We start from the raw sequence: 14,334 nt of genomic DNA, 5'->3' as shown, positions 1-14,334 counted from the left end.
TCTGAATATGACATTCCAGCTTGTGTTGGGTTGTTTCCATATTCTCCGGCTTATTTCTTGCCCCGCCCGAATTTGGGCAGTTTGATTTCCGGGAGCTGTTTTAACCCGCTGGCGATGCCTTTGCCAAGCTGCTGCACTCCGTCTGCTATTCCAGCGCCTGCATCTTGGGCACCTTTCGCGATGGCGTTGCCCGCATCCTGCGCGATGTGTGAGGCTTGATTTCCGGCGTCCTGCATTCCCTTGGTAACGACGGCACCGGTATCTTGAGCGCCCTTCGCTATCGCATTGCCGGCGTCTTGGACGGCGTGCGCGGTCTGCTGCCCGGCGTTCTGCAAGGCCTTGCCGGTGTCGTCTACAACCTTGCCCGCGGCTTGAATCCAAGTGGGACCGTCTTCGACATGCAGATGAATGTGCTCAAGTTGCAATGTGCTGGCGAATACATTGAGATCGCTGGTGATGCTTTCGATGTTGGCAATGGCATGAGGCGAACTGTATGGGTTCAGCAGCACCTTCCCGCCTACGATTCCAGCCTTCGTTTCCAGTTGCCTACCCAATGCGTTGAGTGACTGCTCGATTTCCGCAAGACGCTTGTTCCTGGCAAGCACGATGCCCTTCTTGTGCGCTTCGAGCTGTTCCGGCTCCTCCTGGCATACGCGTGCGAGCTCGATGCAGGAGACCTGATCCTGCATCCTGACTGCAGAAGCGAGCATGCCCAACCACTGGTGGATCTCCTGTCGAATCTGCTGGGTCAGCGGGCGGACCTGCTTGGGATCCTGCTCACGTTCTACTTTTTCGGTGAGTCCCTTGATTTTGGCGATTGCATATGCCTGGATGGTGGCGATGCCCTGCGGGCATCCCGACACCTTGGACCATGTGGTCTCGCTGATCGAACCGACCTGCTGGTAGATGAGCATGGTCTCGTCAATCATGTGGGAGATTCCGGCGAGTTTGCTGACGGTCTGGTCCTTCTGGTCGCGCAGCAGGTCGTCGAGCTTCGCATCGATTTCCTTCAGGTAATCGGTGATCTCGGAGACGGCCTGTTCCAGTGCCATCTGTGCCATGACGCCGCTGATACCGGTGAGTAAAGCGGGGTTGAGTTGCCCAGGCTGGGTAAATTTCAAATGTTTGATGATGCGCCCGTTCGGTTGCCGTACAACACCGGCTTGGAACGGTCCCTTCTTACAGTTCTTGCCGTATTTGGCAACCAGTTCGGCCGATTCCTTGGTGAGTTTTACCCAGCGTCCGCTTTCGGCCATGGCATTGCCGGCTGCCTGTGCGCCTTTGCTGGCCGATGAGATGGTCTGCACGGCTTTGGCTTTGAATGCTTTGGAATCGAAGCCTTCGTCCTTGAGCCAGAGATCTATGGTACCGGCGTCGCCGAGGAAGACGATGCCTTGTTCGTCTTGGATGATGGTGACGCTTTGCGTGTCGTCTGGATTGTTGTTCCCGGTGCTGGCATCGGCATCACCGTCTCCGCCTTCGAATGGGATGAGTTCATTGGAATCGTCGTCGATCATGGTTATTCCCTTCAAATCCACCTGGTAGCAGTATACGACCGGTAAGTGCGTTGATGCGCTTGGGAGTGGCGGGGAACAGGTATGCAAGCGGTGGGGAAGTGGTCAGTCTTCGATCTGGGCATCGCCCGAGTCGAGAGCCTGGAAGATCTCGTTGAACAGGGCCTCGGTTTGTGCCTGGAGCTTTTCCAAGCGGATCTTATGCTCGCTGCCGGTTGTGGATCTGTTCATGGTGTCCATAAGACGAAGGCTTTGCAGGGTGCTCTTCCATCGTTCGACTGGTGCGTTTACGGGAAATTGGTCGGCATATTGCTCCAGTGTCTCCTCGATGGTGTCAAGTTGCTTGGCGACTCTTGCTGATGGGCTAAGGGCGGCAGGCAGATGCATGTTCGTGGCGGCCTGCTTGAGTTTGCTGCCTACCTGTTGCTCGCTGACAAGCTGCGCCACCTTCTGCATGTTCTCCGGGTTGACCGCGATATCGACCGCCGTTTTGACGGCATAGGTCGCCGCCGATGTGACGATCCCCTTCAGAGACCCACCTTTGCGCGTCATCGGTTACCCCTTTCAACACGGAAACTCTTCTAGGAACAGTGTAGTTCAGAAAAGGCGGATCAGATGTTGTCTGAAAACATCGTTGCGTGTCTTCTGCCTGGGACGTCTTTCGGGGGATGCCGCGTCTCCAGAAGCAGATTTTCAGCGGAAATCCTTCCCGGTTTCTTTGCGGAGTGTCGCAAGCTTTTTGTCCTTGCGGGCCTTTCTTCCGTCTGTGTTTCGAATGGTGCCAGTTGGAAGATCGTGCTTCTTTTCATAGGTATCAACAGTGCAATCACTTCTTGTTTTTCGGACCTTACTGAACATGGTGTGTCTCCTTCGACTTCAGCTCGTTCTAAGTTTGTGCACTACCTATATTACTTGTTGCCAGAATGCTGAACAGTAAATATCGGAAGAGGTTTCAAAATGATGCGGTGAGGGGTTGCAGGCATGACTTGGATGTCGTGATTATTCCAGACCTAGGAATATTCTGAAATATTCTTGTGTCTTAACGTTGATGTCTTAGCAAAGGGAGGAATACGCATGGCGGGCTCGTACGGTGCGGAAGCGACGCAGGGGGAGCGGTACCGGCTTTCCTTCACTGTCGGCGGACTTCTTGCCTCGCAGGGCCGGGCGCTTGCGGAAATGTATCTGAATCATCTGAATCATGTAGGCGGCGGCGATGCTGAGCGTTCTCCCCAAACCGAGGTGGGCAAGTCCATTGTTGCGATTCGCCAACAGGCCATCGAGGAAAATGTTCTTGCGATTCGCACGGATTCCGCGAACAGGCGCGTTGTGGCGGAAACTACTAGGCGGCTCAGTGCACTCACGGTTGGGGAGCTTGCATATTTGGCAGGCCCGGATTCCTCCACATCCGACCGCGAGGCACTTATGTGGACCGCGATGTGCCGTTATTACGCAATCGTCGGAGAATTCGCCGGCGAAGTACTTAAAAAGCATTATCTTACCGGCAATACGCATCTGGACTTTGAGGATTATGATCGGTTCATTGCGGACAAAGCCACATGGCATCCCGAACTGGAAAACATAAGCGAGGGCACGGCGAAGAAACTCCGGTCCAATCTGTTCAAGGCCATGGTTGAGGCCCATCTGTTCGATAAAAATTCCAACACGGTGGTTTCCTTCCTACCCAGTCCTTCTTTGGCGGATATCCTTATGAAGAGACCAGATTCGTTCGGGTTTTTCCCGATGCGTGAATCATCCTTGTGAGTACGAATGGGGGATAGCATGACCGATTTCATCGCAGGCGTTGAAGCTGCCGATGAGCACCGTGACATTGATGCTGATTTCGCTCATTTGCGCGAGATCATGGAGTCCCGTTCATTCCGGACCAATAGTGGATTGGCCGGTGAGCAGCCTTATTATATTTATGACTATCCGCCTAGGCAGGAGCTTGAGGTCGCCGAACATATCAGGCAATTGGTGAGTCAGCTGCAGACGATGACGCCGAAATATGATGGCGATTATGCTCCGCAGGTGCTCACTCTGGATTTATTCGATGTTGTTCTGGAGATTCTTGGTAATCGTGGCATTCTGGATCGTGTGCTTAACAGGGAGGCAAAACGCCACAGAAAAGTCTCGTCGGATGCGCATACGGATAAGTTTTTAGGACTGCTCGATAACGTGTTGGGCGCGGATACGGCTCAGTTGCCTGATACCATTCGTGATCATTACGAGCAGGCCAAGAGCGAGGGCGGAGCCAATATCGTATTCATTACGGGAATCGGCAAGGTCTACCCGTATATTCGTGCGCATACACTGCTTAACGCGTTGCAAGGGCGCATCGATGATCGCCCATTGGTGCTGTTTTATCCGGGTACGTTCACAAGAAGCGCTACTTCAGGATCGGTCATGTCGCTGTTCAACTGTTTGCCTGGGGATAATTATTATCGTGCGCAAAATCTGCGTGAGATGAGTGTGCGACTGGAGGAATGACAGGAATGACGGCCTAAGGGTTGTTTTGCCAATTCAGGTGGAATGCGAGTAACGCTTGCGAAGTATTCGTTCAAAGAAGAAGGGAACGCAGATGAACGGGGAAAGCGCTATCAGCTTCAAGGAGTTGTTCAGCAAGGACATTGACCGCAATATCAATGGTGTGATCAAGGCCAATGATGAGAAGAACCTTGACGATGAGGTCAATGAGTATGTGCTGACGGAGGAGATTTGCCGCAATCTGGCCAAATTCCTTGACGCATACAACGACCCGTCGAACCACGAACAGAATGGCGCATGGATCTCCGGTTTCTTCGGTTCTGGTAAATCGCACTTATTGAAGATGCTGTCACACGTTTTGGGCGAGGTTCCGGCCGAACTCGTCGACAAGGGCAATAAGCCGACCATGAATCGTGAGCAGATTGTTCGTACCTTTATGGGCAAAGCCGAATCGCAGGATGACCAGATGCTTGCAGGGCAGCTTGAGAAGACCTTGACGATTCCTGCCACGTCGATTCTGTTTAACATCGATCAGAAGGCAGATAAATCCAATGCCTCTGATGCGCTGTTGTACGCCTTTGTCCGCGTATTCGATGAGGCGCGTGGCTTCTATGGCAAGAATCCGTTTGTCGCGAAATTCGAACGTGATCTGGCGAACAACGGCTACCTTGACGATTTCAAACATGAATTCGAACAAGCGGCTGGCAAACCGTGGAGCGAGGGGCGCGACGAGGCCGTGCTATGGGATGATGAGATCTGCGGAGCCTATGCCGCGGTGACGGGCAAGCCGGAGCAGGACAGCATCATCCAGCGCTATGAGGATACGTATACGATGACGGTCGGCGATTTCGCAGACGACGTGAACGCATGGCTGTCCCATCAGGAACCGAACCGCCGTATCTTGTTCCTCGTGGACGAGGTTGGCCAGTTCATCGGTGAGAACAGGGAGCTCATGCTGTCCCTGCAATCCATTGCCGAGGATCTTGCCGTTAAGACCAACGGGCGTGCGTGGGTAGTGGTCACCTCTCAGGAAGACATGGATACCATCGTCGGTGATCGGACCAAGCAGCAAAGCTATGACTTTTCGAAGATCCAGGGCAGATTCTCCATCAAGCTGAAGCTTAACAGTGCTGACGTGGTGGAGGTCATTCAGAAGCGCCTGCTTACCAAGAAACCGGAATATGAGTCGGTGATGAACGAGCTGTGGGATGAGCAGAATGCGAACCTGCGCACCATGTTCGAATTCACGCGTGAGACTTCGAAATTCAGCAGCAACAAGGCATACAGCAAAGACGATTTCATCGCATCGTACCCGTTCGTGAACTATGAGTTCGAGCTGTTCCAGAACGTGCTGCGGGAAATGAGCCGGTACAACATGTTCTCCGGGCGTCACGCATCCGTGGGTGAACGGTCCATGCTTTCCACCATCAGCAGCACGCTGCGGTCCAGTCAGAATGAGACGGTCGGGGCCCTGATGCCGTTCGACAAACTGTACGACGGCATCGCCGACGCCATCCAATCAACCTCGAACTTCCGCATCAACCAAGCCGAAAAGAGACTTGGCTCCGATATAAAAGAACTGGGTGTGCGCCTGCTGAAGGTGCTGCTGCTGGTCAAGCATGTCGACGGATTCCCCACCACACCGCATAACCTGCGCATTCTGCTGACCGACCAGTTCGACATGGACGTGATGGAACTGGAACGGAACATCAAGTATGTTCTGGGAGAGTTGGAAAAAGACACGTATGTGCAGCGTGTGGGAGATACCTACAATTACCTGACCAACGAAGAGCAGGATATTGAGCAGGAGATCAAAAGCACGGACATCGACTCCAGCAAGGAAATCGACGAGCTGAAGAAGATCCTGGTCAGCGACGTGCTCGGCAAGATGACCGTGGCATACGGCGAACAGCGTGCCCAGTTCCGCTATGGTTTGCGCATCGATGGGGTGCAACAGTCCGCGCAACAGCCCATCTGGTTGAACGTGGTCACTTCGACCAATGCGCAGGACCGTGCCGATGCCATTCGCATGGGCATGGGTATGCGCGACACCATCACTTTGCTGTTGGATATGTCCGACAAAACATTGCTTGACGACCTGCGCATGTACGTGAAGACCTATACGTACCTTATGCGCACCGACAAGAACAGCCAGTCAGAAGTGCGCCAGCAGATCATCTCCCGCAAGAGCGTCGCCAATGAAAGGCTTTACACGGAGCTGCGTACCCGCATCGTCAAAGCCGCGGCCAATGGCGAGTTCGACTATAACGGCGGAACTGTGGAAGTGAAATCCACCGAGGTGCAGGCCCGTATGGCGGAAGGTCTTGGAACGCTTATCGGCCGGTATTACACAAACTTCTCCCTGCTCGGCGGGCAACGATATGAGGAAACGGATCTCGCCCGGATTATCATGAACGCCACACAGCATCAGCCTGGCACGTTCGACGGCTTGAACGCAGTGCAAGACAAACTCGACGTTCCCGCCGATGATGTGTTCGCCGCGGTCAGTCGTGACAAAGGCAAAGGCATGGTCGCCACCGTCAAGAGCCTTCTTGATGCCTACGGCAGCGTTCCCTATGGTTGGCCGTACGCCGCCACGCTCGCATGCATCGGCCACCTGTATGGTTCCGACAGAATCACGCTGACGCTGGACGGCAAGCCGGTGCAGCGCAGCGAGGCCGCCCGCGTGCTTAGGGAAACGAAAAAGCAGGACTCCATCCGAGTGGATCTACCGCGCGTATTCGACACGAGAAAAGTTTCACAGCTGCGTGACTTCGCCAGGGATTTCCTTGGGCTCACCGCCGCGGACCTGCCATCGAATGCGATTGATCTGGCGGAGGCCGTTACCACGCGACTTAAGTGGGAGGCGGAGAGTTTGACCCAGCTGCGCGTGCGCAATGCCCGATTCGGCTTTGTGCAGCAGCTCGACAAGGCCATTGAGAAAATCAACTATGCCTCCGGAATGGGTGAGGACTGGCTGCTTGGCGATTTCACCGCACAAGAAACCGAAAACGGTTCCGAAGAACTGCTCGAGTTTAAAGAAGACGTAATCGACCCGATTGTCGCTTTCCTCAACGGTTCCCAATCCAGGATTCTTGCAGACGGATTGGAATGGCTGAAAAACAACAAGCCAAACATCGACTATGTATCTGGCACTACGGCAGCAAGCCTGTACCAATCCGCGGAACAGCTGGCAAACGACCCGAACATCTTCCGCAAAACCAATAAATTCAAGACTGCCATTGACGATCTGCGTGAGGCAACAGACGCAACCATCCAAACCGAACGCGCCAACGCGCTTAACGACGTGGAAGATATTCGCGCCAGAATCCACGATTCCACCGAATATCAGCATGCAACACAAGCCGCGCAAGCCAAGGTCGAGACAGAACTGGACCAAGTGGCGGAACGCATGCAGCGCATACCGTTCATCTACAAAATGCGCGAAAGCGTACACGAACTGAGCGAACGCACTTACCCGCAACTCATCAACACGCTAGCAGCCTCCGCGCCGAGACCGAAGACCGCGCTCGCAGGAGAGGCGCAGGCTGCTACAGCTACTACGCCGATGGATGCGAACATTCCTGAATCGCAACAAAAGGAAACCCCGCGCGTGGCCGTGTCGTTCGCTACCATCAGCAGGCCTCACACCAAGGACGCTTTGGAAACCAAGGATGATGTGGATGACTTCCTTGATGCTTACCGCCGTGAGCTTATCGCCGCCATTGAGAATGGAAAGAAGATCCTGCTATGAACACGTCGAAACTGCAAGCCTTCGCAACGGATGCGCGCCGCCAGCTCATGAATGCGGTGAGGGCCCGGCTTGACGCCGCATTGGTGCCGAATTCTGACGCCCAGGTTGACGACCCGCGTGCGTTCGCTTTTCTGCAGCGTGAGATCGAGCGTGCCGGTGGCGGCGTAGAGGGCCGCAAGCATGTGGTGGAGCGTTATGCGTACCGGTGGTTCAACCGCATCATCGCGTTCCGTTACATGGATGTGCACGGGTTCACCGGCACGCCGGTGGTCTCTCCAGCCGGTCTGACCAGCACGAATGGTCTGCCGGAAGTGCTTGCAGCGGCGAAACGAGGCGAGTATGACAGCAGGGTGTTCTCGTTGCGGGTGAATGATAAGGCCAAAGAGCGCATTGAAGGATTGCTGAGTGGTTCCATTTTGGCAGATGATCCGCAGGGCGTGGCTTATGGCCTGCTGCTGCAATCCGAATGCCGGTTCTGGAATCGTAACCTGCCGTTCGTGTTCGAAAACGTCGGCAAGGAAGCCGGCAGAGTGGATGAACTGCTCATGCCAGCCGATCTGCTCGCCGAGGGTTCCGTGTTGAGGAATGCGGTGGAGATCATGACCCCGGAGGATTGCGGCGTTGACGATCCGTCTGGCAATGTGGAGATCATCGGCTGGCTGTACCAATACTACATTTCGGAACGCAAGAACGAGGTGATGGACGGGTTCAAGAAGAACCACAAAGCCGGAGCCAATGAGATTCCCGCCGCCACCCAGCTGTTCACGCCTGATTGGATCGTGCGCTACCTGGTGCAGAACACGGTTGGCAGGCTTTGGATGCAGTCGCATCCGGATAGCCAGCTGCACAAAAACTGGGATTATTACATCTGGCCTTCAGAGAATGATTCCGTCGGGAACGAGGATATTCTCGCAATCCGGACTCCGGAAGACCTGACCGTATGCGATCCCGCATGCGGTTCCGGCCACATACTTACCTACGCATTCGACCTGCTGTATGAGATCTACGAGGAGGAGGGGTATGCGCCGAGTGATATTCCCGGCCTGATTCTCAAACACAACCTGTACGGCATGGAAATCGATGAACGAGCCGCAAGCCTTGCCGCCTTCGCTCTGACCATGAAGGCTCGTTCCCGTTCCCGTAGATTCTTCAAGAAACAGGTGGAGCCGAATATTCAGCGCATTGCGCCGATTGCGTTCAAGGAAGACGAAGTCGCCGAGCTGAATGACCTATACCAGGTGAATCTGGACTCCACGGTATGGAACACCTATGCGAAGGCGGACGTGTATGGTTCGCTGATTCAGCCGCCACAGGAGCTTGTTGAATTGGCGGCGTCATCACCGGAAAGCGAGGATGACATCGATACGTTGTTCGACCCTCTTCTGCGTGAACATGCAGAGGACGTATTTACTCAAACAAGGTACCTTGCACGTAAATACGCGGCAGTGGTGGCGAACCCGCCATATATGGGCGCAAAGAATATGAGCGGCGAGCTCAAACAGTTCGTGCAGGACCATTATGAGGATGGCAAGGCTGATCTCTTTGCGGCATTCATTTATAGACTGTTTGAGTTGGTGCCTAAGCATGGGCAGCTTGGCTTCATGACTCCTTACGTGTGGATGTTCATATCTTCCTATGAGCAGATGCGTCAACGGATTATCCGACAGGAACACATCAGTTCATTGATTCAACTGGAATATTCCGGATTCGAAGGTGCCACCGTGCCTATTTGTACTTTCACTCTAGGAAAGGGTCGCAGCGATAGGAAGGGTGCATTTGTCAGACTTAGTGATTTTGTAGGAGCGAAGCAGCAAGGTCCTCGTGCATTGGAAATTATCGAAGCGCACAATAATGAGCAATCTGCCCATTCGGGTATGCGCAAGTATTTTTTCGAGGTGGACCAGCACGAGTTCGCGCAAATTCCCGGTGTGCCAATCGTTTACTGGCTTAGCAAACCCATGCTTGAGGCTTTCACTAAGGGAGATAAGCTTGAAAAAGTTGCAAAACCAAGGCAGGGGCTTGCGACCGCTGATAATAATCGCTTCATTCGTGAATGGTGGGAAGTTTCGCAATCCAAATCGAAGCTTACGCCTGATAACGCAAAGGACAGAAAAACTCCGGTTTGCGATAAATGGTTTCCCTATAACAAAGGTGGCGAATACCGCAAATGGTATGGAAACCAAGATTATGTGATTAATTGGGAAAACAATGGTCAAGAATTGTATGATTTCAAGCCAAAATCAGTTATCAGGAATCCACAATTCTATTTCCAGTCCTCAGTATCGTGGTCCAATGTATCTTCTGGGACTCCTTCATTCCGGTATTATCCAGAAGGTTTCATTTTCAGCCATGTTGGTGATTGTCTCTTCCCTAAAGACGAACTGGATAGAGATAAACTCATTGCAATTTGCAATGCTTCGGTAACAGGTCAGCTTCTAGCTGCAATGGCTCCAACTCTGCATTTTGAAGTTGGACAAGTTGCGAAGTTGCCGATTGCCAATCTTCTTCCGGGAAATTGGACTTTAAAAATTGATAATTTGATTCAGAATACTAAAGATGATTGGAACACTCAAGAAATTTCATGGAATTTCAGTAAGCCGATATTGTTTGATGAGGAACAGACAGACTTTTCATCTGGCGTCATAGAAGAGCTTGTTAAGAATGTTCGCTCGTATTGGGCAATGATTGCTTCGGAACAGCAGCAGCTTGAGATTGATAACAACATAGCTGTGGCGGACGCGTATGGCGTGCGTGATGATGTGCCATGTGACGTGCCGTTGGAACGCGTGTCGTTGAAGCGTAACGTCGCGTTCGCATATCCGAAGGATACTCCGGAAGTGCGCAACGAGAAATTCGCTCAAGATGTCGTCAAGGAGCTCATTTCGTATGCGGTGGGCTGCATGTTCGGCAGGTATTCGCTCGACAAGCCTGGTTTGATTCTCGCATCGCAGGGTGAAACACTTGATGACTACCATGCACAGATTCCGAACCCGTCATTCGAGCCGGACGCGGACAATGTCATTCCTGTCACGGAGACGGACTGCTTCGAAGATGATATCGTGACACGGTTCCGCAGGTTCCTTACCGTGGCGTTCGGCAAGGAGGATCTGGCCGCGAACATCGCCTATATCGAGCAGGTGCTGGGCAAGAGTATCCGCAAGTATTTCGTGAATGATTTCTACAACGACCACGTGAAGATGTACTCGAATCGTCCGATCTACTGGCAGTACTCCAGCCAAACCAGCAACAAAGGCTCATTCAAGGCGCTCGTGTATCTGCATCGGTATACGCCAAAAACCACGAACGTGGTGCTCAACTATCTGCGTGACTATGCCAACAAAATCGCCGACATCGCCGATAGCTTGGAGCGTTCCGACCGTACCGCGGACAAGAAACAGGCCGCCAAACTCCGTAAAGCCATTCTTGAATGCAAGGACTATGAGGATCAGACCCTGTACCCGCTGGCTACCCGTAATCTGGAAATGGATTTGGACGACGGCGTGCTGGTGAACTACCTGCGCATGGGCAAAGCCCTTCGTGCCATTCCCTCCATCGAGCGAAAGCGAAAAGAAGTCTCCACCTGGACCTGGCCCGTTCATCCACTGAAGGAAAAAGACAAGGAAGTCAGCAATGGCAAAGAATAAGCTCAGCATTTATCTGATAAAACAAGATTTTCCAGTAGGAGAGATTATTCCTCCTGCCTCAGATGATGGTAACCGTATTGTTGAGTTGCAGGTCAAGGGGCATGAGAGTTATAAACTGTTCGCCCGTTCCGCAAAACCGCACGAGCCTGGATGGGTTGATACTTTCTTTAATTCAGCAGTAGGAAGTGAATCTCTTAGAGTTGCTAATATTGGAGCGGCCCTTGTCGTTCCGGTTATTGTTGGGAATAATTCGTTTGGTGTAGAAGCAGATGAAACTATTTCGTCAGGTGGGAGAGATAGTCAGCGTTACTTTGTTCTTACTTTTGGATATGGCCGTACGCTTATCAATCGTTCCGCCATCGAGGAACGTTTTGGTCTGAAATGTGTGCTTAACTCTGTAAAGAATGATACATTGAGGGCGATTCATTTCGCTGATGTCTCGGGTAGTGCCAAGCGTTCAAGTGAACAGTTGTCCCGAATAGGGGATATCGATGATTTTGCAATCGACACTGAAAGGAATTTGCTAAGTCAGGTAACGGCTAAATGTGGAGAAGATGAGTTGCTGTGTGGAACGGTGACTGGTGGTGATTCTCTTGCTGTTACAAAAGAAATCGATATAGATAATGTGCAAGAATTCCTTAAATCTCTCTATGAATTATTCTGTCAAGAAACTTACAAACAAGATTTTGATTGGGTCGACAACATCGCTCCTGTAAAAGATCCAGCTCTAGAAGAAAAATTATGGGCAGAGTCGATTCGGCAAATCGCAGACTACAGCTATGAAGATGATAGTCAGCATGATTTATGGATGGCAGTTCCTGATATTATTGATTGGGACAGAATTGAAGGTTTTCAAATTGGATCTCAAACTGATGAGAATAAAGAACCCATTCTTCAGGATGATGTACTTTTAGCAGATGTACTTCGTTCTTTTAAAAACCCTCTTACTTCTATTGATCAACTTAAAAATAAACGAATAACTGCCATCTCAAGAGAAAATGGCTTGCCTTATCAACGTTGGCAAGCGCATAAGTGTCTTGTTGGCGATTTGACATATGATGGGAAATCATATTGTGTGCTTGATGGTGCTTGGTATGAGATTCGCTCTGATTATCTTAATCGAATTAATGAAGACTTTATGGATACGAACGAATCGGATATCGAGTTCATTCCGTATTCTCAAGATTGCGATGAAGAACAACTGGTCGATGGATTTGACGGGAATAAGATAAAGCTAGAAAAAGAAGGACTCTATAACTATAAGCTTGAGAGAGCTCTTGTCAAGGAATTTCCCAACCACTTTCTTCTAATGGATAGAAGATTAATTTCGTATGGTGGTGGTCGCAGCCGAATTGAATTCTGTGACGTGCTTGCTGATGATGGCAAAAGAATTCATATAAAGCGGTACTCGGGCTCGGCAACAATGAGCCACTTGTTTAATCAAGGGCTTGTTTCAGCTTCTATGGAGAGGGATGCTTCCGATTACGCAGAAAAAGTGAATGAAAGAATCATGCAGATTGGCGAACAAGAGGGACTTTCCTCAGTTGAGAATTTCCTGTTGAATCAGAATCAAATTCATGATGTCGTCTTCGCCATCGTTCCCAAGCAAGACAGTCATAACCATGATCTTCCCTTTTTCAGTAAGGTCGCGTTATGCTCTGTTAAAAAACAGCTGAAACGTATGGGAATAGATACAAAACTGAATTGGATTGACCGTATAAATAATTCAGAAGGGCAAACGCCTAATGAGCATTGAGACATTGTTGAATGGCGAATCCAAGAATGTGGAATACAAGCTCATGCCTCCCTCCAAGAGCATCAACTACACCAAAACCGCAGTGGCGTTTGCCAATGGACAAGGCGGATGCTTGGTGTTCGGCGTTGAAGATCAGACACTCCGTGTGGCTGGTATTGCCGAGGACAAAGTGTTCACGGTAATGGACTCTATTTCGGATGCCATTGTCAATAGTTGCGAGCCGTTAATCATCCCCGATATCACCATGCATGACGTGGACGGTAAGACAGTCATTGTGGCTGAAATCGCTCCCGGTTTGCAGCGTCCGTACCATATCAAGTCGCTCGGCCAGGAACAAGGAACGTTCGTTCGTGTAGCTGGCACCACGCGTCAGGCCGATCAGCCTACTATCCGGGAATTGACTATTGAAGGTAGCAATCGGAGTTTCGACCAGGTGCAATGCCTTGGATTGTCCATAACGGAGGAAGACGTTGAAGCATTATGCGCAAGTCTGACGAAAACCGCGAAGGATAACGCCGAAGACCCCGAAAAGGTCAAAACCGTCACAGAGAAGCAACTGCTGCAGTGGGGCGTGCTGACGGAACAAGACGGGCGATTGGCTCCTACTAACTCCTATGCGATTCTGACGGGCAATGAGGCCGTTCGTTCCGTAGTGCAATGCGGGGTGTTCAAAGGAAGCACCAAGGCCATATTCGTGGACCGTAGGGAGTTTTCCGGCACGCCACAGAAACTTATTGAAGAGTCCTACCAGTATGTGCTGCGCAACATTCATATGGGAGCCCGGTTCAAGGGCGTGTACCGGCAGGATGTGTACGAGATTCCGCCGGATGCCATTCGAGAACTGATCGTCAACGCAATAGTGCATCGCAGCTATATCGATCGTTCGAGCATTCAGATCGCAATCTATGATGATCGCTTGGAGATCACCTCGCCGGGGCGTCTGCCGATGGGGCAAACCATTGAACGTATGAAGCAGGGCTATTCGAAGATACGTAATGAGGCCTTGGCTTCCGCTTTCGAATACATGGGATACATCGAACATTGGGGAAGCGGTATTCTGCGTGTCATGCAAGAGGTTCGCGATGCCGGATTGCCGGAACCGGAATTTCTTGGCGGTGATACGGATCTGCGCATCAACATCTATCGCAATGAATCAGAGACAGTTTCTGATGACGGGATTAT

General features: G+C 51.5%; 9 protein-coding genes. 6 read left to right on the top strand and 3 right to left on the bottom strand.

The features are described from left to right. Nucleotides 1-50: 50 nt before the first annotated feature. From OU26_RS05675 to OU26_RS10300, 3 genes are all read right to left on the bottom strand, one after another. Nucleotides 51-1,517, bottom strand: coding sequence for a hypothetical protein (locus tag OU26_RS05675; RefSeq protein WP_026646066.1), 1,467 nt, complete (start codon nucleotides 1,515-1,517; stop codon nucleotides 51-53). A 102-nt stretch (nucleotides 1,518-1,619) separates the two neighbouring features. Further along, a complete protein-coding gene (locus OU26_RS05670) occupies nucleotides 1,620-2,066 on the bottom strand; it encodes a hypothetical protein (protein ID WP_026646065.1) in 447 nt (148 codons plus the stop codon). 141 nt (nucleotides 2,067-2,207) lie between these two features. Further along, nucleotides 2,208-2,372: a hypothetical protein gene (locus tag OU26_RS10300; protein WP_003826148.1), complete on the bottom strand. Its 165-nt coding sequence runs from the start codon at nucleotides 2,370-2,372 to the stop codon at nucleotides 2,208-2,210. 216 nt (nucleotides 2,373-2,588) lie between these two features. On the opposite strand from OU26_RS10300, the gene OU26_RS05665 reads away from it, so the two are divergent. The 6 genes from OU26_RS05665 to OU26_RS05640 form a co-directional block, all read left to right on the top strand. Beyond that, nucleotides 2,589-3,275: a DUF1819 family protein gene (locus tag OU26_RS05665; RefSeq protein WP_026646064.1), complete on the top strand. Its 687-nt coding sequence runs from the start codon at nucleotides 2,589-2,591 to the stop codon at nucleotides 3,273-3,275. Between the two features lie 18 nt (nucleotides 3,276-3,293). Then, the gene (locus OU26_RS05660) at nucleotides 3,294-4,001 is read left to right on the top strand and encodes a DUF1788 domain-containing protein (RefSeq protein ID WP_026646063.1); all 708 of its coding nucleotides are present in this window, start codon (nucleotides 3,294-3,296) and stop codon (nucleotides 3,999-4,001) included. A 91-nt stretch (nucleotides 4,002-4,092) separates the two neighbouring features. Continuing rightward, nucleotides 4,093-7,752: a BREX system P-loop protein BrxC gene (gene brxC / locus OU26_RS05655; RefSeq protein ID WP_026646062.1), complete on the top strand. Its 3,660-nt coding sequence runs from the start codon at nucleotides 4,093-4,095 to the stop codon at nucleotides 7,750-7,752. Continuing rightward, entirely contained in the window at nucleotides 7,749-11,396 is a 3,648-nt protein-coding gene (pglX, locus tag OU26_RS05650; RefSeq protein ID WP_026646061.1) for a BREX-1 system adenine-specific DNA-methyltransferase PglX, read from the top strand. The genes brxC and pglX overlap by 4 nt, the downstream gene beginning before the upstream one ends. Continuing rightward, on the top strand, nucleotides 11,383-13,152 hold the full coding sequence (locus OU26_RS05645; RefSeq protein ID WP_026646060.1) for a DUF6119 family protein: 1,770 nt from the start codon (nucleotides 11,383-11,385) through the stop codon (nucleotides 13,150-13,152). Before pglX ends, OU26_RS05645 begins: the two co-directional genes overlap by 14 nt. Beyond that, nucleotides 13,142-14,334, top strand: a 1,193-nt coding sequence (locus tag OU26_RS05640) for an ATP-binding protein (protein WP_033498975.1), incomplete at its 3' end; no start/stop codon positions are given. The genes OU26_RS05645 and OU26_RS05640, both read left to right, overlap by 11 nt.

This window comes from Bifidobacterium ruminantium DSM 6489 (assembly GCF_000770925.1).
Classification (GTDB): Bacteria; Actinomycetota; Actinomycetes; order Actinomycetales; family Bifidobacteriaceae; genus Bifidobacterium; species Bifidobacterium ruminantium.
The sequence above is the reverse complement of the archived record's forward strand: the minus strand, read 5'-3'. Positions and strand labels throughout refer to the sequence as shown.

Coding starts and splice junctions, on each gene's coding strand:
- OU26_RS05665 (WP_026646064.1), top strand. CDS start 2,589: ATGGCGGGCTCGTACGGTGCGGAAGCGACGCAGGGGGAGCGGTACCGG.
- brxC (WP_026646062.1), top strand. CDS start 4,093: ATGAACGGGGAAAGCGCTATCAGCTTCAAGGAGTTGTTCAGCAAGGAC.
- OU26_RS05675 (WP_026646066.1), bottom strand. CDS start 1,517: ATGATCGACGACGATTCCAATGAACTCATCCCATTCGAAGGCGGAGAC.
- pglX (WP_026646061.1), top strand. CDS start 7,749: ATGAACACGTCGAAACTGCAAGCCTTCGCAACGGATGCGCGCCGCCAG.
- OU26_RS05660 (WP_026646063.1), top strand. CDS start 3,294: ATGACCGATTTCATCGCAGGCGTTGAAGCTGCCGATGAGCACCGTGAC.
- OU26_RS10300 (WP_003826148.1), bottom strand. CDS start 2,372: ATGTTCAGTAAGGTCCGAAAAACAAGAAGTGATTGCACTGTTGATACC.
- OU26_RS05645 (WP_026646060.1), top strand. CDS start 11,383: ATGGCAAAGAATAAGCTCAGCATTTATCTGATAAAACAAGATTTTCCA.
- OU26_RS05670 (WP_026646065.1), bottom strand. CDS start 2,066: ATGACGCGCAAAGGTGGGTCTCTGAAGGGGATCGTCACATCGGCGGCG.